The following is a 17,014-nucleotide window of genomic DNA, read 5'->3' as shown; positions in this document are numbered from 1 at the left end:
TGCGCCCCGAACGTCGAGGCATCGAGTCCAGCGGCCGTGCAGTACCGCTTCACGATGTTGGCGACGGCCTGGGTGGTCAGGCGCGGCTCAGAAAGTTCGGTTCCCACGTCCTCCGCCGAACCCCTACGGCGCACGTTTCCTGACCGCGAGACTGGCCGGAACAGGGGCCCATCCGTGATCCCGGCAGCTTCGAGCCATTCCCGCACCAGGGCAACCGGCCGGATGAAGCGGCCATGCGGTATCGCTTTCTCGAACCCCTGCCCTTCCTGATCGACCTTCGACCGCCGGACCATGACGCGCAGACCCTCGGGATGGTCGCGGAGATCGGCCACGTTGAGGGCGACCAGTTCGGACCGGCGGAAGGCACCTGCGAACCCGAGCGCCAGCAACGCCCGATCGCGCTTGCCTGTGAGAGTATCGGGCGTCCGCATCAGGATCGCGGCCATGATGTCGGCGGTGGCGGCGGCCTTCTGGATGGGGGCCGTGCCGATCCGCCGCCGGATGCCCTTGGACGCGGCGCGCACGCCCTCGTCGTCGGTCGGGTCAGGCAGGCCGGTGAGCTTGTGTGCATATCGGATCGCGGCGCAGCGCCGGCCGATCGTGGATGCGGACCGCCCCGCCTCCGCCTCGTGGACGAGGAACCCCGCCACGGCCTCGGGCGTCGCCGGCAGGGACCGGAACCCATACTGAGCGCACCAGTCCTGAAACACGCGGGCGTCGCCCGTGTAGGCCCGCACCGTCGCGTCAGCCTTGCTCGCCCGCTGATACGCCTGGACGATCGCGGCGGCTTCGGCGGGTAGGCTGCCAGGAGTCGCCAGGTTGGCGAGACCGCCATGCAACGTCGTCGCCACGTTGGCGGCTACGTCCGATGCAGGCGCCAAGCTGGCATCTGCATCCATGTCGCCAACTTGGCGACTTGCTCCGGCCGCCTTGCGTGTGTCGCCAGCTTGGCGGCTTACGGGGAAACGCTCAGACCTCGGCATCACAACCCCTCCCCGCGCCGAGCGCTCCCGCGTTCATGCCGCCGAGCGCCCGTCACAGTCGTCGGATCAGCTTTCCGGTCCCGTTGTGGCAGCGCCGTCGAGGCGGCCCATCTGGTCGGCCAGTTCATCGCGCCAGTCTTCTGGCATCTCGATCCCGCGCATCCGCATGCGGTCTTCGACAGCCGCAAGCACGCGCTGCCAGTGCTCCGGCGAAATCTGCTGCACGTCGGCGGCGAGCCCGAAGTTCCGCGCAATGGCCGAGGCGGCGTCACGGAGAGGCGCAAACACGTCGGCAGGGGAAGATAGCTCAGGCTTCATTTCTTCACCCATCTTGCAACTGCGCCCATCTTAAACTTTCGAGAATGACGCTTATCGAAAGCTACAGCGATATTGCACGTTGTGCAACCTGAAAGCCGCGTTTCCTGAAACTCTGAAAGCGCGAACGCGGTGCTTCAACGGTTCGATCATTCCGGGTTGCGTGAGACCGGGCTTCCGTGGTTTCGGAGCTTCAGCGCATCAGCGATCCCTTAACCACGGAACCGCAGAGTGCCCGAACGCCTGAACCGCCGGACTCCGCGCCCATGCATGTCATCCTCGTCGCGACGCAGAAGGGTGGCGCCGGCAAAAGCACGCTCTGCGCTCACTTCGGGTCGCTTGCCGACCGTCAGGGTAAGACGCTTCTGGTGGACGCCGATCCGCAGGGCTCACTGTCCGGCTGGTATCAAAGCCGCGAGACAGCGAGCCCGCTACTGGTTGAGGCAGACGCGGACAGCATCGGCGACGTTCTCGACGCTGCACTGGCCGAGGATGTCGAATGGGTCATCATCGACAGCGCCCCGCACAATGCGCCGCTCATGGCCTCGCTCATGTCCCGCGCCAGCGTGACCGTCGTTCCGGTCCGGCCAGGCCCTTTTGATCTGAGAGCGGCCGGTGCGACCCTCGCCATGGCACGGAGCCTCAAGGCGCCGATCGCCTGCATCATCAACGCAGCTCCGCCGATCACGCGCGAGAACGAGACCTCAATCGTCGCCGAGGCGCGCGCCGTGCTCACCAGCATGGGCGCCCCGGTGCTGCCCGGTCAGGTGTCCCAACGCGCTAGCTTCTCGCATGCCCTCATCACCGGGCAGAGCGTGAACGAGTACGAGCCGGATGGCCGAGCCGCGGCCGAGGTCTCCGCGATGTGGTCGGCCGTAACGGCGCTCGCCAAAGCATTCCCCCGTAAGGATTGAGGGACGACCCATGACGACACCCGTCCGCAGAGGATCGCTCGCCAGCATGGCGGTGCCCAAGGCCGTCACGGCTCCTGAGCCTGAGACCACTCAGGCGCCGGCCGAGCCCCCAAAGGGAGCACCGAGCCCGAAGTCTCCAACCCCCCGACGCGCACCGGGCGACGTGAAGACCGTGCAGGCGCGGATCAACAAGCAGGGTTGGAAGGCGCTGCGCGACCTCGCTGCTGATCGCGAGGTCAGCCTTGAGGCGCTGATGGTCGATGCCCTCAACGACCACCTGCTGAAACACAAGCAGCCGCCTATCGTGCAGCGCCGGACCGGCGAGCGTGGCACTGAGGGTGCGGACTGAACGACGAAGGGCGGCCTCGATCGGGCCAACCCCTGATCGTGCTTTCCTCAATACCCGAAGGCGGGTTTTCCGCGTTTCAGGAAATCGGTGCTTCCTGCATTCGGCCCCCCGCGAGGATGGCCCGAGCCTCGGCCACGTCGCCCCGCTCGGACTCGCCGAGTAGCGCGGAAATCTCGGCATGGCAGGCCAGCCAGCGGCGGGTGAAGTGGAGCAGGCGGCCACCGCTGCCGCAACCCCTGGCGTTAATGCGTCTCAATCTCAGGCTCGCTCGGCCGACGCCTGCACAAGGGATAAGATCCGACGACGTTCCTCAGGATCGGAGATGCGAAGGAACGCGTGGATCAGCGTCGCACAATCGCCCTCGCGGCTGTCATCACCCTCCATCTGCTCCACAGGCATGGGTGCTGCCTGGATCGCGTTCTGCGGCTGATACAGAACGGCCGGGGGCACCTGGAGCGCGTCGGCGATACGTTGCAGCGCTTTGATCTTGATCGCATGACCCGCCGACAGGGGAAGCCTGCCGGCATCATCCTCGTGCGGGCAGGCTTGCGGCGGCTTGCCGGGGGGTGGCGTCTTCGATCCCATGACTTTTCCCGTGTGGGCGCACGGAGCACCCCTTAGCGCATTCCTAATACAATTTCGCCCCGAAACGGCATTTCAGGCACGCCACAGTTGTAATCAAGCGTTTCGAATTTTCTTGAAGTTGTGTTAGGCGAGTCGGTACAAGAACCCGCCTCCGGGCTGAATGGGGGACTATTCCGATGCCGAAGAACAAAACTTCCGGCGGCCGGACCTGTCCGGCAGCTTTCCAGTCGGCGCTGGACGCCCTTGATGTGGTCGGGCGGTGGGAGTGGGACGCCACAACCGACTTGGCTCGCGTTGATGCCTTCGTGGCGCTGCTCTTTAACGTCGACCCGGAAGAGGCCGAGGAGGGGCTACCGCTCTCGCGCTACATCGATGCTATCCACTCAGATGATCGGCAGCGGGTGCTGGAGTTGATCCGAAGCAGTGCCAGCGCGAGCAGCGCCTATTTAACCGAGTATCGCGTGATTTCAGTCGATGGCCGAACGCGCTGGGTGCTCGCGCGCGGTCGCTTCACCGGGGACCACCGCGGCCAGCCGCAAGGCGGGTCAGGCATTTTTATCGACATTACGCAGATGCGGATGAGCGAGGGCACATTCGGTGGCGGTGATAGCCGGACCGAGGCCTCGCCGCTGGACCGTGCGGCCGACCATGCCATTGCAGCGCAGAAGGCGATCGTCGATCTACAGGACCCGGATTTGAAGGTGTTCGCGGACACCCTGCTGGTGGAGTTGGGGCGTCGATTGGCTCGTCAGGAAGTCCGGGAGCGCCGCAAGCATATGAACTGATCCCGGATCTCGATGGATCGGATGTTGCCTTCGTGCAAGCCGATCCGCAGGCGGCGGCGTCAATGCCGTTTTGCTGGGAAGGGATCGGCGTCACCGCCCCGCCACCATGTCGAGCAGCACGGCACCGGCCACTGCGATCACGTTGCCCCTGCCGTCCCAAGGGAGCGCCGCAAGCGCGGCGGACACATCTGGCACGACAAGCTCGGGCGCCTCCGCCTCGCGGTCCCCGTCGTTCCCGCGCAGCCACACGACCTGGCTACCGTGATGGTTCTCGGGAGCGGCGAGGGCAGGTTCCGCGTCCGCCCCGTCTTCAGCATCGGTGTCTCCGTCCATACGGTCGAGGATGGCGAGCAGGCTATCGGCGGTGTCGAGAGCGGCTTGCGCAGCCTCCTCGATCACAGCCTTGGCCTTGATGCCGGCGATCCGCTCGCGCAGGACCGTCTTCGGATCGACATTCGGGGATCGTTTGAAGGGATTGCGCATGTCAGGCTCTCGCTGTTTCGGGGTTTCAGGAGTTCCGCGTGTCGGCGGTTCGGGATTTCAGAGTAGTGAGACGAAGCCCGTCAGGACGCAGCCACCGCCAATGATCATGAGAGCGGCCAGCAGTTCGGCGCCGGCATCCATGAAGCGGCGGGCGCGGACGAACGCGGTGTCGGGCCGAACCGCAGCAACGGCCTGCCAGGGCTCGATCTCGCCGGGCAGAGGTTCGTTCGGCAGGGCTGCCGGGGCGGACTGGCTGTAGCGGTCGATCGCTAGCAGCGCGCGGGGCGGAACCGCCGGAAGCCGCCCGGACGGGAAGGCATAGGGGATCGAGATCGGCGGCAGGTTCGTGCCGAGGAACAGCGTCAGGTCGGCGGCGCGGGCCTTCGCGAGACTGTAGGCGGGCTGGTGCTCATCGGCGAAGTCGGCTGCGGCATTGAGCCAGCCATTCAGGTGCTTGAGCAGAGCAAGCGCGCCGAACCGGGACGCGCAGGGCGTTGCGACCAGGGCATCGGTCGCGGCGTCGAGGTCGTCGTTCGTGATGAGCGAGGGCGCATCGAGGTAGGCGAGGATCGCGGCGCAATGGCGCTGGATCGCCACGTGGATCGGGTCTGCGGCGGTGTCGAGCGTGATGGTACGAGCGTGCGGCATCGTTCGGGCTCCAAGGGGCTCGTCGTTTCAGAGATTAAGGAAAGCTGACTTTCGGGCGTTCGGGCGTTCGGGCGTTCAGGTAGGACGAGGCGGGAGCACGGCACCCGGCCGGGCGAACACCTTGCGGAGCCGGCGGCGGGCGGCACGTCGAGCCCCGGTGCTACCGGCACGTTCGCCGCGAGCAGTGTGGTAGGCAGCCAGGGCGGCGGCAGACTCCGGCGTCGTCGGGGTCAGGGCGTAGAGGTCGAGGCGGGCCAGCCGGCGCACGCGAGCCAGGGACGTGCGGTAGGCACACCATCCGGCCGGCATCGGCAGGCCAGCGGCAGCTAGGTCGGCCGCGACACGCCCTGAGGCGAGGTAGGCGGCGTCGGCGGTCTCGGCCCACCGGATCGCCGGCAGCACGCCGTTAGAGGCGAGGGCGGGCATCCGCGAAGTAACGACGACGAGTAAGGTGCCGAGGATGGTGCGGCGGGAGAGATCAGCCATCGGTCCGGCCTCAGTGCGTCGAGGTCGGAGCGTCGGCCGGCAGCAGCCGGGCCATCGCTTCGGCGATCGTCGTCATCGCGTCCGACAGGTGCCAGACCTCGATCGCGTAGAGGCAGGCGTTCCCCGCCACCTGCCCATAGGCGTTCAGGCTGGCGAGATAGGCCGTGAGCGCACGCAGGCCGGCGAGCGTTTCGATGGGGCTGAGGGCGAGCCTGGACGTGATCGTGTCGTAGATGTCGGCCGCCTCGCGGAATTCCTCCTTCGCGACCCACCGGCCTTTCCGCTTCCGCTTCTGGTAGTAGACCTCGGCCTCGTAGACGTGGAGCGCTTCGCGGTGCGTCTCGATCGCAGCGAACACAGGCTCGGCCGACATGGCAGGCGCGACGGTGGCGTGAGCGGTGGCGAGCATGGTGGCCCCTCAGTGCGCGCGGTAGGCGCGGGAGGACTTGGCGGCGGCCCAGGCGCCCTTGAGGGCGTAGGACATGCACACGCCCCAGGCGTCGCCGGTCACTTCCATGCGGGCCTGAGCCGAACGGATCGCAGCGCGCATGATGGCGGAGCGGTCGAAGGTGCTGTCACGGTTGACCAGGGGGGCGACGGTGCGGGCGAAGCGCTTGGCGCTCTCGGTGGCGGCAACGATGGCGGCCTTCGCGGTGATGACGGCGCGGCGGGCGTCGGCGGTCAGGCGGGCGTCGGCGCTGCGGGCGATGTGCGAGGCGGGGATGAGGTTGGCGTAGCGCATCGGGAACCCCAAGTAGTTAGGGTTCACACCGAACCCGTCATGCGCTAAACATAACGGATCAAGTCTGAGGCGTCAAGCGTCACACATAACGAAAGATGCGTAGAACATGAAATCGGCCGGCATGGTCAAGGCAGGGCGCGATTTGGTTGGCTGGTCACAGGCTGATCTATCCGCGAAATCGGGGCTCTCTCTTCCGACGATCCAGCGGATGGAAAACCCGGCGTTCGGACCGTTGCGCAGCTCCGGCGCCAACATCGAGAAAATCAGGATCGCGTTCGCGACGGCTGGCGTCACCTTCACGAGCGATGGAACTCGGGAATGCGTTTGCTACGACGCGCCATTAGAGCAGTCCGAGAAAGCATGAGCAGGATAGCAACGCGGGTCTCGGCAGCGAGCATCTTTGTGGCTGCTGCGATCGCCGGCACTCCTTCGTCTGCGCTCGAATGCCCGAACGGCTCCGGCGTCTATCGCGGCACTACGACGACAACCCATGAACTTCGGTTCGCAGGACAGGATGGCGGCTTCCTAATCCTCTCCAAGGGCAAGGCGCGAGCCGTCTACCCCTTCACGCTTACCTACTCGAACGGGTTGGCTCGCACCTATCTCGTCGTGACCGGGAAAGACGCTCCGAGCAGCGTCATGATGGAATTTGGACCGGACTTCGCGCCGTCCAAGGAGAAGGGATCGGCGCCGTTTATCGTCACCCCAGAACTGACAGCCGGGTTCTATTATTGGGATGCGTTCCGCTCTCGGGACCAGAATGAGCTTCTTCCCGATAGCGCATGGCGCTTAGCCGGATGCTCGCCGGACCGGCCTACAAAGGGCGGCGTGAGACCCTAGCCGCGACAATCAGCGAGCGGGATGTCGTTGACGGATGCGTAACCGATCGCAGCCATATTTCCCGCAAGCCAGGCTTAGGACTGGCTCGCTGGTGAGATGAACGAAGCACCCGTCGCCCCGTGATCAGATCGGGGGACGGGCCTGCCTCTCTCGGCTTCGCTCGCGGAGAATTCGTCAGATCAGCCCGGCCAGCACTCGGTGCTGCGAGCTTTTTCGTTTCTACCGGTTGTCGACGTTGATCTTGGCGATGATACCGTCGAGTTCTACGACTGACGATCGATGGCGAGCCATCATTTCCAAAGACACATCGAGCAATTCGCCGCGTGGATCGGTAGCGTATGTCCGCATTTCACCTTTCTCCATCCGAGCTAGAATGGCTGCCAAAGAGTCCCGCTCGACACGGCACCATTTCTCGAACCAAACCTGCGTTTCCATCCCACTCTCATCCAGCTTAGCCGACGAAATCCGCCCTAGGCTTCTTCGTGGTATGATGCAGCAATATCACCTTGAAGTGTTGAGGTCCTGTGGTTGTCAGGATGGCTCCGCCTCAGAATGATGTAGCTCAGTTCCCGCCTTCAGTGTCAGGCCGGTGGCCTCGGCGAAGCTCTCGGCGAGAGCACCGATTTTATCGAGAGCTTGCCGCTCAATCTCGGCCCTGGATTGGCCGTCAAGGTCGGTATTGACGTACCCCTTGAAGCGCCCTGCTTCGGTGATCAAAATAAAGTTGAACCGGCCGGACCGGCTGCGTCGGACGATGTAATGAGGTTTTGCCAATCTGGGCCCTGTGCGCATGCCATTTACGGCTTCTACGGCTGAAGGTTCGGCCTAGTTTCGCACCAACGAAAAAAGCGCGCCGGGTAAGGACGCGCCAAGGTTCAGTTCACTAGGTGGCTCTGGGGTGGAGAGCCGCGTTTTAGTTACCACAAACTTGGCAGTGGTGGCTTAAAAGCCCGTGCGCTACCCGATGATACGGGCGGGCTTTTTGGTGCGCGCCGCCTACCGCCCGACTTCCCAGACCGGAACACCGACGGGATGCCTCAGACGGTCCCGCCGGAAGGTCTGGTTCCCATATCGGATCCAGGTGTCGCCGATCGCCTCGACGCGGCGGGCGTTGATCATCAGGGCGCCGCAGTAGTCGACACGGACCACGCCGACGGTCGGGTGAACGCCGAACAGGTCGGTGGCCGTCCAACCGAGGGCGATGGCGTCCTCACCGAACCGGTCGAGGAAGTCGATTGCCGCATCGCGCATCTCCTGCCAGCGCTGAGCCAAGAGGCCCGGACAAGGCGGCACCGTGGGCTTCATGGCCTCAAGCGCATCACGCCACGCCTGAACGTCGGAGGGCGTGGGTCGGATCGGTGCAGATAATGCCATGGGTCTCGCCGGAGGTGGGTCGGCGGGGATAAGGGGGCTGGGACTGGCAGTGCAACGCGGTCTTCGGCCACTCTCGATGAGGGGCCTTCGTCTCACCGGCACCGGCCCTGGGCTCAGGTCTCAATCCTCGAATAGCTTCGTCACATGAAGGTACGCCAAGGGAACACAGACAGCACAGACTACGACTAGGAGCAACAGGAACACTTGATTTTCACCGGCTCTTCTGCAAGCCGAACCGATACCTTTGGCTGTGATGCACGCGTTTAGCGCCTCTATAGCTTTTAGGCCCATCCAGAGGATGCCGGCGAAGACCGCCCATAAGGTTGCCCTGCGTAGATTGTGCATCCTGCCTCTCGACAAGCCCTGTGCAGCTTCTGCCTTCCCGCGAGCGCAAGAAGCCCGCCAAGCCCGATCAGCCGTGATCCTCCGCCCCGAGAGCGGCGCTACTCCACCGCCCGTAGCTTCGGCAGCGACCCCGTAAACGCCTTCGTGAAGTCGGGCCGGGTGCTGATCCGGTCTTTCCGCCCGCAGGCCGAGCACACCAGCCGCAGCGCGACATCCGGCACAGGGAGGTCGTCGGGCAAGCCGTCGAACGGCATCGCGCCGCTGTGCCCGCACTCGCAGAACACCAGCAACCCGCGCGCGCCATTCGCCTTGCTGTTGGCGATCGTGGCTGGCGGCTGCTCGATGCCGTCGGCGTCGTACCAGCGACGTGGGTTGCGGAGGTGTCTTGGGACGCCTGTCACTGGATAATCGCCGAGCCGGGTACAAGGCCCAGCAGCGCGGCAAGTTTCATCAGACCCGTGTCGGTCATCTCCTCGCCATTCACGAGCCACAGGCTCAGGTCGTCGCCAGTTGGCTCGACGTACAGGCCGATCGCGCGAAGGGCTTCGACGGCTTCGTGGAAGGGATCGTCGCTCACGGCGTCGTCGCCCGCGCCTTCGGGTTCACTCGGCCCCGCATCTCCTTGCCGGCCTTGAAGGCGAGCACGGTCTTGGCTGGCACCGCGACCGGCACTCCGTTCCTCGGATTGCGCCCCAGCCGGGCACGCTGCTCCTTCACCGTGAACGATCCGAACCCACGGATTTCCACACGATCGCCCGCTACCAGCGCGTCTGCAATGCGGTCGAGGATGGCGCCGACCAGCTTCTCGCAGTCCCGCTCGCGGAGATGCGGGTTTTGGGCAGCGAGGCGCAGAACGAGGTCGGACCGGATCATGGTGCCGGGATGAGGCTGCCGGCGCCGCGTAGCAAGCCTTCTTGAGCCCGGTAGCGATGACTTAGCTGGGCCTGCCAGCCGAGTGCTGGCTACCGACAGTGATCCGCAGGCTCACACTGCGCCTCAGACTCGCTCCAGGCGTGCTTATGGCACTGACGCGGAGGGTCGTACCGATAGATGAGCACGGGCCCGAAAGCCGCTTGCGGGTCGATCGGCATTCTCGACGGGCACGTAGCATGGAACGCATACATACAAACACGCTGCTCGGTATTCGAGTTGGCCGTTGCTGTAACGTCAGTGTGAGACCAATCAATCAACGACGGAAGCGCCCATCCCGGATGGGTGTAGTCGAAATGACTGATCGACGACTGTTCCTCGACCTCTTGGAGCGAGGCCACCGTGACGGGCTGCTCGTCCTCGAATTTGACCGTGAGCTGCAAAGAGCCGCCCATGGCCTCAATGTAGCTTCGAAGCGTTGAGAGCAGCAGATCGCTGCGGCGCTCAAGGCGCGAAATGCTGTCCTGTCGGACGCCGAGAAGTTCGGCCATGCGCTCTTGGGTCAGCTTCCTGGCCTTGCGCATCCGCCGCAGTGCGTACTCCTCAAGGATAAGCTCGTCGGAGCGGGCCGCGATCTGGTCGCGGCGCTCCTCTGGGAGGGCTTCTAGGATCTGGTCAAGCGTCTTCATGGCTTCCTACTCGACCTCCTCACGGGGTTGAGACTCTTAAGATGCGCTGCGAACCGTTCGTCGGCGGTCCGAATAAGTTGCTCGTACCACTTCGATTGGTTCGCCCCCTCCTTATCCCCGCCGCACAGGACGATCGCTTGGCGTTGGGGGTCGAACGCGAAGGCAAACCGCCACAAACCATCGAGTCGAAAACGTAACTCCTTCATGTTCTGAAACTGCGATGTTTGCAGCCTGTCCACGTTCGGCCGGCCGAGATCGGGACCGAATTCGGCAAGCAGCCGGAGCCGGGCCAGAAGCTCATTCTGGATCGGCACCGGGAGCCCCCGGAACTCGGGCTCGAAGTCGTCATGCAGGGCGACCGTGAACGGCATCGACTGAAGAATGCCTTACGACCAATATGGTTTCAAGGCCATATTTTTTGGAGATGGCGTCGCGTCGCGGGTAGCAACTACGTTGACTTGGCGGTGCGCCCCAGCCGACATGGGCGGCCCCGAGACCTACGCACCCGTGCGAGTCGTCGGGAGCATCAGGAGATGATCGCCGCGAGATAGACCCTGAAACGACTACGGCCCCCCTGTCGCCAAACAGGAGGGCCGCGAAATCGAAGTGGCCTGTGGTGGCCGGTGTCAGCCCCCCACAAGCCATACGCTCCCCTCGGGAGTCAAGCGGGAACGCCAATTCTCGCGCCGATAAGTCGTGCCTGGACCCTGGACCGCGGCCCGTGAGGGACCGTGAACGATGGACTATGCCTATGAAATCCGCCGACAGGCGGAGGCGGCCCCGCGCGCCGCGTTGCCTGCCGTCGCGTCTGCGTTGTGGAAGGCGTTCGGAGAAGGGCACCTGTCTGAGGCTGAGGCTGAGGCGCTGTCCGGGCTGATCGAGGCGCGGTCGGTTTCCCCCCAATCCGGGGGAAACTCCCCCCCAGTATCCAATGCCGAGATCCCCGGCATTGCCTCCGGCCTCACAGGAGCCCCTAGGAGCCGCGCAGGCTCCCGACCGCGCACGGATGCCTCGATGGCCCGCCGTCGCCGCTGGGCGGCATCTGGGCGGCTTCCTCCGGGCCTCGCGGCGCGCTTCACCCTAGCCGAACAGGCGGTGCTAGCCGTGGTCGCGGTCGAGGTGGCGAAGCGGGGCGACTGTCGCCTAGCTCTGGATCATGTCGCGGCACTGGCAGGTGTGAGCCGCGCAACCGTCCGCAATGCGGTCCGGCAAGCCAAGACACTCGGCCTCGTGACGGTCGAGGAACGGCGCCTCGCCCGCTTCCGCAACGACACCAACGTGGTCTGCATCGTGTCGCGGGAGTGGACGGCCTGGCTGCGGCTAGCGCGGAAGGAAGGTCAATCCAAAATTGGATCGACCGCGCCCGCTGCGATGCCCAAGGGGGGAGGGCGTAAATCCGTGCGCGGCACGAATACTCCTGTTTCCTCCTCTGTGAACTCAGAGGGTCGGAGAGAGCGAAAGGGCTGCCGAGGGACGGAGATCGAGAGCGCCGGAAAGGCCATGCTGATACGGCGAGCCTGCTAGCGGAGCCTGACATCCGCTCGTTCGTTGTGGAACCAGTGCAATGCTGACGGTGCACCTCGATGGGTAGGAACACTGGAATGAAATGCGCGCTCGTCCCACTCGCGATGATCCTGACGACCAGCCTCTACTCCAGTGCTTCATCTCAGGATGAGAAGCGGGCCGAAACGATCGAGGGCTTGGTGCGCATCGTCGGGGCACAGGCAGGCATCGTCCTTCACTGCCGCCAATTCCACACGATCGATGACAAGGTGTCAGACAGCCTCTCGCGTACCGTGCGACCTGCCTTGAATCAGAGCCTCGGACAAAAACGGGCTCAGACCGCTATCGACGAGGAAGGTAAGCGCCTCTCGAAGGAGATCGATGAGGTAGGACCGGAGCGCTGGTGTGCCGACCAACGTAACATCCTCAACACCGATGGTGTCCGCGTCTTTTTGGACTGATCGTTGGGCGAGCGGGTGGTGCGTATCAACGGAAACAGGAAATATCAACGTAAGGCACTGTCTGCTGACCTATAGGCCGCCAACCCGCTCAATCGCATCACAGGCATCGCGGACACCGTCGCTTGCCGCACTCTTTATGCGAAGTGACGTGCACGCCTCGGAGACACTAGGGCTGTTGAGAAGACGATGGAGCGCGCGAGCGCCCCGGTCTGGGCTAAAGCGTCGCCGCGATAGGCTTGCGCCAACGCCAAGCTCTATCAGCCGCCGCGCTTCATCGAAATGATCGAATGCTACGGGGACCACGAGCTGCGGTATCCCAGCTGCGAGCCCCTGCGCGACCGTGCCGATCCCACCATGATGGATCAGCGCGGCAGCATGAGGCAGCAGGGCAGCCAGCGGAGCGTAGGGAACGTGGATGATGTGAGGCGGCAGATCGGGCGGAACTTGACCTGCTTGAGGAGCCAGAAGGATGCCGCGGCAGCCCATACGATCGCAGATCTCTCGCGCGGTCTTGAAGAATGGGCGCCCGCGACGCATCCCCGAGCCGTAAGTGAACACCAGGGGGGCTGAGCCGGATCGCAGAAAGGCGGCCAGATCCTCGGAAAGCTCCGCCGCATCTCCAAACCGATCAGCTACCGGAAAGCCGACCTGGAGGGCGTGGGTCGGCCAGTCGGGCTGTGGCGGCGCGTACCACCGGGGAAACATCAGGATCAGGGTTGGCGCGAGGTTCCACCAGTGGCGCAGCCGCCGCACCGGTGGCAGGTCGAGGGTGGTCCGAAACGCGTTCAGTCCTGGCAGCGCCGAGGGATCGATCACGTAGCGGTCAGCCCCCCGGCCAATCCAATGGCGGAACCTCGCTGGCAGCAGACGCGGCAATGGCAGGCCCGGCAGGCGTGGCGGCGCGTAACGGCTTTCCATCAGGAACGGCGTCACGTGGACCATCACGATGGGCAGTGCGAGCTTGTCCTGTGCCACACGAGCGCCAAGGCCCAGGGTAGAGGTAACGACCACACCTCCCCCTGTTGCCTGCTCGGATGCAATCCAGCGATAGGCCGGTTCGGCCATCGCGGCGACGGCCGCCAACATGATCTGCGCGCCACGCCAAGGACGCCAGAGGTCGTGTGTGCCGAGCAGGCGATCGTACTCGGCTTGCGTACAGAGCGGATAGAACGCAAGCCCCGCCCGCGCGGCGAGACCTGTGAACGGAGCGGGTGCCACGAGCGTCACCGCATGGCCGCGGCGTACCAGCTCGACGCCGATCGCCACCATGGGAAGAACGTCACCATGAGTGCCGACCGCCAGAATTTGAACGCGCATGCGAACTTAGGACCGAGGCTCTACTCCACCCACATCGCAATGAGCGAGAAGGAACTGGCGAGCGCGAAGGTACCCGCTGCGAGGGACGCGATTAAGAGCATAGGAAAAGCCTCAAACGCCGAACGGCGCTGCTTCCTCAACTCGACAGGGCAAGCTCGGTTTCGGGCGACCGACTGCTTGGCAATTCCGAATTGACCGCATTGTGCCAAGCCGTGAAGCCTCGGGCCGGGTGATCGCGTGAAGGTCGGTGATGCGGGGAACAGGAACCGCCGGCGCCGGCTTACGGCCTGTTACTTCTCTGCCTACTGCAAGCGCTGCGGGTCGGCGTTTGCTCTGATCCAGCGCGGCGAGAGGATGTCGCCGTCCTCGGTGATAATCCAGGGCTGTGCATCGTCGGCCTGGATGCTTTCGGCCGCAGCCACAAGGGCTTCGCGCAGTGTGGAGAACGCCTGCCCGCGTGCAGTATGAGCTGGCCCGTCCGACGGCCAGACAGTCAGTTCGGCGCGCTTGTCGAGGTCGGCGAGTACCATGCACATGCTCCGGTTCATCGCAGGAGCGGAGGTGTCTACCGCTGCACCATGATCGGCATGTGGCGATCTGGTTACTGAACCGTGTCACCCGCATCACAGGAGCGTGTGGCCGCTGTACGCTTGGGCATGTAGACCACGAGGGAAGGCGGCCCCACTTGGGGGGGGGAGCAAGCAGGACCGCCACAGCGGATCGGGGCGGATCTGCTGGCTGCTGATGCAGCATGGCACATGGTGCGCGAGACAGGTTGCCGAAGGATAACCGCTCACATCTCCGGCTCTATCGTTGCCGCCGACCCCGCTCTTCGTCTGCCACCGCCTCCACCGCCGCGATAGCGTTCTCAAGCTCCGCAATCCGCTTCAACGTACTGTCAGCTGGCATGTTGTCGTACTGAGCCGCTTCCATGATGAGGTCGCGCTGGCGGGCCTTGAGGCGATCCAGAAGGGCGTCGAGCTTGTCCATGGCGCGCTGTAGCGAGGCGTGGTCACCTCGACAACATCGGCATGGTGATCTTCAGGCCGAGACAGCAAATGAGCAGGCCGAGCGATTGCCGGACGAGTCGAGTCGGGCCATCTTGGATCACTGTCGGCCGCGCTTGGTTCGGTCTGGAGACCTACCTCTTATGGCTCGCCTCGAACTATCGGTCCTGTCGCTCGCCCTTGGTGTGACCATGCTGGCTACGCCGGCCTTGGCGTTATCCACCAAGGATTGCTCCGTGAAGTACCAGGCAGCCAAACAAGCCGGAACGCTCAACGGCCAGAAGTGGAACGACTTCCGCAAGGCTGAGTGCGGTGCACCGCCGGACAAAGCGACCAGCCCCGCAGCAAATCCATTCTCGCCAACGGCGGCTACTCCAACGGCACCCGCTCCGACGCCTGCTACCACAGCGACGAGGACGGCACCGGCTCCTGCCCCGAGATCCACGGCAACAGGGCCTGCTGTGTTTCCGAGAGCGGTCGATCCGAAATATGCGAGCGAGTCGGCGGGCAAGGGCCGAATGCACACCTGTCTCGATCAGTACAAGGCGAATAAGGCGACCGCTGGTGGAGCGGGCAACGGCGGCATGAACTGGATCGAGAAGGGCGGCGGGTACTACTCAGCCTGCAACAAGGGGCTGAAGAGCTAAAGCCGCTACTTGATCCAGATCGCTACCCCGCCGTGACGCGAGCATGTGCCGCTATGAGTGTGGCTGAAGCTCCAGGTGTCATCCCGACAGCGGGCCGATGCTCCTTCGGGCTTTGAGCCATCTTGGGTGCGAGCAGGTTGATGAACGGATGATCCGTCACGGCTCTCGTAGTGGCCGTGACGGTCGAGGCTTTGCTCGTCCGGCTCCTTAAGCTCGCGACCCGCCGCGCCAAATGATGAACTAGCGAAAATGCATCCTACAGCTGCCAGCTTAAGCCAGGCAGCTGCAGATGCGCATGTTCCAGATCGCAGCATAGAGAGTCAGTGATCCGCACCGTGGGTGCCGGTCGCGCCCGTGTAGGAATTGACGTTGCCGCGGGTGCTGTAGTTGTCGAGCTGCGTCCCGTTCGGGTTCGTCGAATGATGAGGCGCAACGTAGGTGCCGTTGGACCTCGTGTAGCCGGATACCGAGTGGCTGCTACTGCTAGACCCAGTACCGCTCATGCCGTGGCCACCTCCACCACGTGCTTCCGCCCCTATCGTCGAAAGCAATAGAGCAGTCAGAAAGACCGTCGTCTTCATGGTGTTTCCTCCTTTTTGTTGATCAGGAAATCAGCATGGAGTCGAAGCGAGGTCTACCGTTCGCAGAGGTGCCGATCGGGATATAACCTCAGTGTGATATCTAAACTACAGATAGGGATGAGACGCATCCTTAGGATGTCAGAATGGCGGCAACAGCTCGCCGCCGGGAGGCCGCCATGAAGAAAATCACCCTTGCCATCGCCCTGACCCTACTCACGGCCGGCACGGCTCTGGCCCAGAGCTGCCAGCACGACAGCGACAAAGCGAGCGACGGTTCTCGTTGCGGTCATCGCTCGTCGGACTCGCGCTCCGGCGGTCGCTAATTTGATCGACGGGGCGAGCAGCATCGATGCGGCGCGCCCCGTCGTTCTACCACCCTGGGCTTCGATGCGCGGGCCGTCACCCCCGATCCGATGCGGATCGCCACCGAGGGCGCACTCTGGGGCGCGATCCGGCATCACGGGCTATTGCCCGATACGGTGATCGTCTCCGACGGGGCCGGTCAGTTCCGGGTCGGCACCCACGCCCTGTGCTGGGTCCACGCCGAGCGTCTCGTCCACGCGCTGATCCCGACGACCGCCGCGCAAGCCAGAGCCATCGCGGTCACCCGCACCCTGATCTGGTGGTTCTACGCCGACCTGAAGGCCTGGGCCCGCGCCCCGTGTCCCAAACAAGCTCCCGGCCCCCAACGAGCCCGCGCCCTGCGCGCCCGCTTCGACCGGATCTTCAGACGCACCACCGGCGCGGTGATGCTCGACCGGCTGCTGGCCCGCCTGTACCGGCACAGGGCCGCGCTTCTGCGCGTCCTGGAGCGGCCCGAAATCCCGCTCCACACCAACGGCTCGGAAAACGACATTCGCGCCTGCGTGACCAAGCGCAAGATCTCCGGCGGCACCATGAGCGAGGCCGGCCGCACCGCCCGCGACGTCATGCTCGGCCTGATGAAGACCTGCGCCAAGCTCGACGTCTCGTTCTTCCGATACCTCGGCGATCGCCTCGGCATCCCAGACAGCGCAACCGTCCCGCCCCTGCCGGACCTTGTCAGAAACGCCGCAACAGCATGACCGCCCGGTGATCTGCCCCGGTTACT

The 17,014-nt window shown here is 64.4% G+C and carries 31 protein-coding genes; 10 read left to right on the top strand and 21 right to left on the bottom strand.

The genetic code is table 11. The annotated features are described in order from the left end of the window. Both MKK68_RS13140 and MKK68_RS13135 read right to left on the bottom strand, forming a co-directional pair. A partial coding sequence (locus MKK68_RS13140; RefSeq protein WP_244030659.1) for a site-specific integrase occupies positions 1–851 on the bottom strand: 851 nt, incomplete at its 3' end. A 198-nt stretch (positions 852–1,049) separates the two neighbouring features. After that, entirely contained in the window at positions 1,050–1,301 is a 252-nt protein-coding gene (locus MKK68_RS13135) for a hypothetical protein (RefSeq protein ID WP_244030658.1), read from the bottom strand. A 263-nt stretch (positions 1,302–1,564) separates the two neighbouring features. Here MKK68_RS13135 and MKK68_RS13130 point away from each other — a divergent pair, with 263 nt between their 5' ends. Both MKK68_RS13130 and MKK68_RS13125 read left to right on the top strand, forming a co-directional pair. Further along, complete coding sequence (locus MKK68_RS13130; protein ID WP_243932044.1) at positions 1,565–2,212, top strand: AAA family ATPase; 648 nt, start codon at positions 1,565–1,567, stop codon at positions 2,210–2,212. 163 nt (positions 2,213–2,375) lie between these two features. Further along, entirely contained in the window at positions 2,376–2,561 is a 186-nt protein-coding gene (locus tag MKK68_RS13125; protein WP_244030656.1) for a ribbon-helix-helix domain-containing protein, read from the top strand. Positions 2,562–2,819: 258 nt separating this feature from the next. Here the strand turns inward: MKK68_RS13125 and MKK68_RS13120 are convergent, their stop codons facing one another. Next, a complete protein-coding gene (locus MKK68_RS13120; protein ID WP_244030655.1) occupies positions 2,820–3,146 on the bottom strand; it encodes a hypothetical protein in 327 nt (108 codons plus the stop codon). Between the two features lie 176 nt (positions 3,147–3,322). On the opposite strand from MKK68_RS13120, the gene MKK68_RS13115 reads away from it, so the two are divergent. Beyond that, a complete protein-coding gene (locus MKK68_RS13115; RefSeq protein ID WP_244030654.1) occupies positions 3,323–3,931 on the top strand; it encodes a PAS domain-containing protein in 609 nt (202 codons plus the stop codon). A gap of 90 nt (positions 3,932–4,021) precedes the next feature. On the opposite strand, the gene MKK68_RS13110 is transcribed toward MKK68_RS13115, so the two are convergent. The 5 genes from MKK68_RS13110 to MKK68_RS13090 all read right to left on the bottom strand — a co-directional run bounded on the left by MKK68_RS13110 (position 4,022) and on the right by MKK68_RS13090 (position 6,290). Further along, positions 4,022–4,414, bottom strand: a complete 393-nt coding sequence (locus tag MKK68_RS13110; RefSeq protein WP_244030653.1) for a hypothetical protein — start codon at positions 4,412–4,414, stop codon at positions 4,022–4,024. Between the two features lie 57 nt (positions 4,415–4,471). Continuing rightward, the gene (locus MKK68_RS13105; protein ID WP_244030652.1) at positions 4,472–5,062 is read right to left on the bottom strand and encodes a hypothetical protein; all 591 of its coding nucleotides are present in this window, start codon (positions 5,060–5,062) and stop codon (positions 4,472–4,474) included. A gap of 75 nt (positions 5,063–5,137) precedes the next feature. After that, positions 5,138–5,548: a penicillin-binding protein gene (locus tag MKK68_RS13100; protein WP_244030651.1), complete on the bottom strand. Its 411-nt coding sequence runs from the start codon at positions 5,546–5,548 to the stop codon at positions 5,138–5,140. 10 nt (positions 5,549–5,558) lie between these two features. Next, entirely contained in the window at positions 5,559–5,957 is a 399-nt protein-coding gene (locus MKK68_RS13095) for a hypothetical protein (RefSeq protein ID WP_244030649.1), read from the bottom strand. A 9-nt stretch (positions 5,958–5,966) separates the two neighbouring features. Continuing rightward, positions 5,967–6,290, bottom strand: coding sequence for a hypothetical protein (locus MKK68_RS13090; protein ID WP_244030648.1), 324 nt, complete (start codon positions 6,288–6,290; stop codon positions 5,967–5,969). Between the two features lie 106 nt (positions 6,291–6,396). On the opposite strand from MKK68_RS13090, the gene MKK68_RS13085 reads away from it, so the two are divergent. Together MKK68_RS13085 and MKK68_RS13080 are read left to right on the top strand one after the other, a co-directional pair. After that, entirely contained in the window at positions 6,397–6,654 is a 258-nt protein-coding gene (locus MKK68_RS13085) for a helix-turn-helix domain-containing protein (RefSeq protein WP_244030647.1), read from the top strand. 38 nt (positions 6,655–6,692) lie between these two features. Continuing rightward, positions 6,693–7,130, top strand: a complete 438-nt coding sequence (locus tag MKK68_RS13080) for a hypothetical protein (RefSeq protein WP_244030646.1) — start codon at positions 6,693–6,695, stop codon at positions 7,128–7,130. Between the two features lie 219 nt (positions 7,131–7,349). Here MKK68_RS13080 and MKK68_RS13075 read toward each other — a convergent pair whose 3' ends face one another. The 8 genes from MKK68_RS13075 to MKK68_RS13040 form a co-directional block, all read right to left on the bottom strand. Continuing rightward, positions 7,350–7,565: a hypothetical protein gene (locus MKK68_RS13075; RefSeq protein ID WP_244030645.1), complete on the bottom strand. Its 216-nt coding sequence runs from the start codon at positions 7,563–7,565 to the stop codon at positions 7,350–7,352. 96 nt (positions 7,566–7,661) lie between these two features. After that, complete coding sequence (locus MKK68_RS13070) at positions 7,662–7,904, bottom strand: hypothetical protein (protein ID WP_244030644.1); 243 nt, start codon at positions 7,902–7,904, stop codon at positions 7,662–7,664. A gap of 222 nt (positions 7,905–8,126) precedes the next feature. Then, positions 8,127–8,435, bottom strand: a complete 309-nt coding sequence (locus tag MKK68_RS13065) for a hypothetical protein (protein ID WP_244030643.1) — start codon at positions 8,433–8,435, stop codon at positions 8,127–8,129. 512 nt (positions 8,436–8,947) lie between these two features. Further along, on the bottom strand, positions 8,948–9,250 hold the full coding sequence (locus tag MKK68_RS13060) for a hypothetical protein (protein ID WP_244030640.1): 303 nt from the start codon (positions 9,248–9,250) through the stop codon (positions 8,948–8,950). Further along, complete coding sequence (locus tag MKK68_RS13055) at positions 9,247–9,426, bottom strand: hypothetical protein (protein WP_244030639.1); 180 nt, start codon at positions 9,424–9,426, stop codon at positions 9,247–9,249. Before MKK68_RS13055 ends, MKK68_RS13060 begins: the two co-directional genes overlap by 4 nt. Beyond that, a complete protein-coding gene (locus MKK68_RS13050; RefSeq protein ID WP_244030638.1) occupies positions 9,423–9,722 on the bottom strand; it encodes an integration host factor subunit beta in 300 nt (99 codons plus the stop codon). The genes MKK68_RS13055 and MKK68_RS13050 overlap by 4 nt, the downstream gene beginning before the upstream one ends. An 89-nt stretch (positions 9,723–9,811) precedes the next feature. Next, positions 9,812–10,408 carry a helix-turn-helix domain-containing protein gene (locus MKK68_RS13045; protein WP_244030637.1) on the bottom strand — a complete coding sequence of 199 codons (597 nt, stop codon included), beginning with the start codon at positions 10,406–10,408 and terminating at the stop codon, positions 9,812–9,814. Continuing rightward, entirely contained in the window at positions 10,405–10,779 is a 375-nt protein-coding gene (locus tag MKK68_RS13040; protein ID WP_244030636.1) for a type II toxin-antitoxin system RelE/ParE family toxin, read from the bottom strand. The genes MKK68_RS13045 and MKK68_RS13040 overlap by 4 nt, the downstream gene beginning before the upstream one ends. 367 nt (positions 10,780–11,146) lie before the next feature. Here MKK68_RS13040 and MKK68_RS13035 point away from each other — a divergent pair, with 367 nt between their 5' ends. Both MKK68_RS13035 and MKK68_RS13030 read left to right on the top strand, forming a co-directional pair. Beyond that, positions 11,147–11,932, top strand: coding sequence for a helix-turn-helix domain-containing protein (locus tag MKK68_RS13035; protein WP_244030635.1), 786 nt, complete (start codon positions 11,147–11,149; stop codon positions 11,930–11,932). 77 nt (positions 11,933–12,009) lie between these two features. Further along, positions 12,010–12,372: a hypothetical protein gene (locus MKK68_RS13030; protein WP_244030633.1), complete on the top strand. Its 363-nt coding sequence runs from the start codon at positions 12,010–12,012 to the stop codon at positions 12,370–12,372. A gap of 69 nt (positions 12,373–12,441) precedes the next feature. On the opposite strand, the gene MKK68_RS13025 is transcribed toward MKK68_RS13030, so the two are convergent. The 3 genes from MKK68_RS13025 to MKK68_RS13015 form a co-directional block, all read right to left on the bottom strand. Beyond that, positions 12,442–13,689 (bottom strand): glycosyltransferase, encoded by a 1,248-nt coding sequence (locus tag MKK68_RS13025; RefSeq protein ID WP_244030631.1) that lies wholly within the window; start codon positions 13,687–13,689, stop codon positions 12,442–12,444. Positions 13,690–13,991: 302 nt separating this feature from the next. After that, the gene (locus MKK68_RS13020) at positions 13,992–14,219 is read right to left on the bottom strand and encodes a hypothetical protein (protein WP_244030630.1); all 228 of its coding nucleotides are present in this window, start codon (positions 14,217–14,219) and stop codon (positions 13,992–13,994) included. 277 nt (positions 14,220–14,496) lie between these two features. Next, complete coding sequence (locus MKK68_RS13015) at positions 14,497–14,679, bottom strand: hypothetical protein (protein ID WP_244030628.1); 183 nt, start codon at positions 14,677–14,679, stop codon at positions 14,497–14,499. A gap of 160 nt (positions 14,680–14,839) precedes the next feature. Between MKK68_RS13015 and MKK68_RS13010 the strand changes: the two genes are divergently transcribed. After that, positions 14,840–15,343 carry a hypothetical protein gene (locus MKK68_RS13010; RefSeq protein ID WP_244030627.1) on the top strand — a complete coding sequence of 168 codons (504 nt, stop codon included), beginning with the start codon at positions 14,840–14,842 and terminating at the stop codon, positions 15,341–15,343. Between the two features lie 5 nt (positions 15,344–15,348). Here MKK68_RS13010 and MKK68_RS13005 read toward each other — a convergent pair whose 3' ends face one another. Together MKK68_RS13005 and MKK68_RS13000 are read right to left on the bottom strand one after the other, a co-directional pair. Further along, positions 15,349–15,657, bottom strand: coding sequence for a DUF3761 domain-containing protein (locus MKK68_RS13005; RefSeq protein ID WP_244030625.1), 309 nt, complete (start codon positions 15,655–15,657; stop codon positions 15,349–15,351). A 6-nt stretch (positions 15,658–15,663) separates the two neighbouring features. Then, positions 15,664–15,924: a hypothetical protein gene (locus tag MKK68_RS13000; protein ID WP_244030623.1), complete on the bottom strand. Its 261-nt coding sequence runs from the start codon at positions 15,922–15,924 to the stop codon at positions 15,664–15,666. A gap of 176 nt (positions 15,925–16,100) precedes the next feature. Here MKK68_RS13000 and MKK68_RS12995 point away from each other — a divergent pair, with 176 nt between their 5' ends. Next, the gene (locus MKK68_RS12995; protein ID WP_147859972.1) at positions 16,101–16,247 is read left to right on the top strand and encodes a transmembrane anchored protein; all 147 of its coding nucleotides are present in this window, start codon (positions 16,101–16,103) and stop codon (positions 16,245–16,247) included. A 90-nt stretch (positions 16,248–16,337) separates the two neighbouring features. Then, the gene (locus MKK68_RS12990) at positions 16,338–16,988 is read left to right on the top strand and encodes a transposase (RefSeq protein WP_244030621.1); all 651 of its coding nucleotides are present in this window, start codon (positions 16,338–16,340) and stop codon (positions 16,986–16,988) included. The last annotated feature ends 26 nt before the right edge of the window (positions 16,989–17,014 follow it).

Source organism: Methylobacterium sp. E-016, from assembly GCF_022829745.1.
GTDB lineage: Bacteria > Pseudomonadota > Alphaproteobacteria > Rhizobiales > Beijerinckiaceae > Methylobacterium.
The sequence above is the reverse complement of the archived record's forward strand: the minus strand, read 5'-3'. Positions and strand labels throughout refer to the sequence as shown.

Bases quoted from the DNA above. Each gene is read 5' to 3' on its own strand.
- MKK68_RS13005 (WP_244030625.1), bottom strand. From the start codon at position 15,657: ATGCTGCGATCTGGAACATGCGCATCTGCAGCTGCCTGGCTTAAGCTG.
- MKK68_RS13035 (WP_244030635.1), top strand. From the start codon at position 11,147: ATGGACTATGCCTATGAAATCCGCCGACAGGCGGAGGCGGCCCCGCGC.
- MKK68_RS13135 (WP_244030658.1), bottom strand. From the start codon at position 1,301: ATGAAGCCTGAGCTATCTTCCCCTGCCGACGTGTTTGCGCCTCTCCGT.
- MKK68_RS13025 (WP_244030631.1), bottom strand. From the start codon at position 13,689: ATGCGCGTTCAAATTCTGGCGGTCGGCACTCATGGTGACGTTCTTCCC.
- MKK68_RS13030 (WP_244030633.1), top strand. From the start codon at position 12,010: ATGAAATGCGCGCTCGTCCCACTCGCGATGATCCTGACGACCAGCCTC.
- MKK68_RS13010 (WP_244030627.1), top strand. From the start codon at position 14,840: ATGGCTCGCCTCGAACTATCGGTCCTGTCGCTCGCCCTTGGTGTGACC.
- MKK68_RS13040 (WP_244030636.1), bottom strand. From the start codon at position 10,779: ATGCCGTTCACGGTCGCCCTGCATGACGACTTCGAGCCCGAGTTCCGG.
- MKK68_RS13050 (WP_244030638.1), bottom strand. From the start codon at position 9,722: ATGATCCGGTCCGACCTCGTTCTGCGCCTCGCTGCCCAAAACCCGCAT.
- MKK68_RS13000 (WP_244030623.1), bottom strand. From the start codon at position 15,924: ATGAAGACGACGGTCTTTCTGACTGCTCTATTGCTTTCGACGATAGGG.
- MKK68_RS13095 (WP_244030649.1), bottom strand. From the start codon at position 5,957: ATGCTCGCCACCGCTCACGCCACCGTCGCGCCTGCCATGTCGGCCGAG.
- MKK68_RS13020 (WP_244030630.1), bottom strand. From the start codon at position 14,219: ATGGTACTCGCCGACCTCGACAAGCGCGCCGAACTGACTGTCTGGCCG.
- MKK68_RS12995 (WP_147859972.1), top strand. From the start codon at position 16,101: ATGAAGAAAATCACCCTTGCCATCGCCCTGACCCTACTCACGGCCGGC.
- MKK68_RS13045 (WP_244030637.1), bottom strand. From the start codon at position 10,408: ATGAAGACGCTTGACCAGATCCTAGAAGCCCTCCCAGAGGAGCGCCGC.
- MKK68_RS13115 (WP_244030654.1), top strand. From the start codon at position 3,323: ATGCCGAAGAACAAAACTTCCGGCGGCCGGACCTGTCCGGCAGCTTTC.
- MKK68_RS13090 (WP_244030648.1), bottom strand. From the start codon at position 6,290: ATGCGCTACGCCAACCTCATCCCCGCCTCGCACATCGCCCGCAGCGCC.
- MKK68_RS13085 (WP_244030647.1), top strand. From the start codon at position 6,397: ATGAAATCGGCCGGCATGGTCAAGGCAGGGCGCGATTTGGTTGGCTGG.
- MKK68_RS13100 (WP_244030651.1), bottom strand. From the start codon at position 5,548: ATGGCTGATCTCTCCCGCCGCACCATCCTCGGCACCTTACTCGTCGTC.
- MKK68_RS12990 (WP_244030621.1), top strand. From the start codon at position 16,338: ATGCGGATCGCCACCGAGGGCGCACTCTGGGGCGCGATCCGGCATCAC.
- MKK68_RS13110 (WP_244030653.1), bottom strand. From the start codon at position 4,414: ATGCGCAATCCCTTCAAACGATCCCCGAATGTCGATCCGAAGACGGTC.
- MKK68_RS13105 (WP_244030652.1), bottom strand. From the start codon at position 5,062: ATGCCGCACGCTCGTACCATCACGCTCGACACCGCCGCAGACCCGATC.
- MKK68_RS13120 (WP_244030655.1), bottom strand. From the start codon at position 3,146: ATGGGATCGAAGACGCCACCCCCCGGCAAGCCGCCGCAAGCCTGCCCG.
- MKK68_RS13065 (WP_244030643.1), bottom strand. From the start codon at position 8,435: ATGAAGCCCACGGTGCCGCCTTGTCCGGGCCTCTTGGCTCAGCGCTGG.
- MKK68_RS13075 (WP_244030645.1), bottom strand. From the start codon at position 7,565: ATGGAAACGCAGGTTTGGTTCGAGAAATGGTGCCGTGTCGAGCGGGAC.
- MKK68_RS13130 (WP_243932044.1), top strand. From the start codon at position 1,565: ATGCATGTCATCCTCGTCGCGACGCAGAAGGGTGGCGCCGGCAAAAGC.
- MKK68_RS13015 (WP_244030628.1), bottom strand. From the start codon at position 14,679: ATGGACAAGCTCGACGCCCTTCTGGATCGCCTCAAGGCCCGCCAGCGC.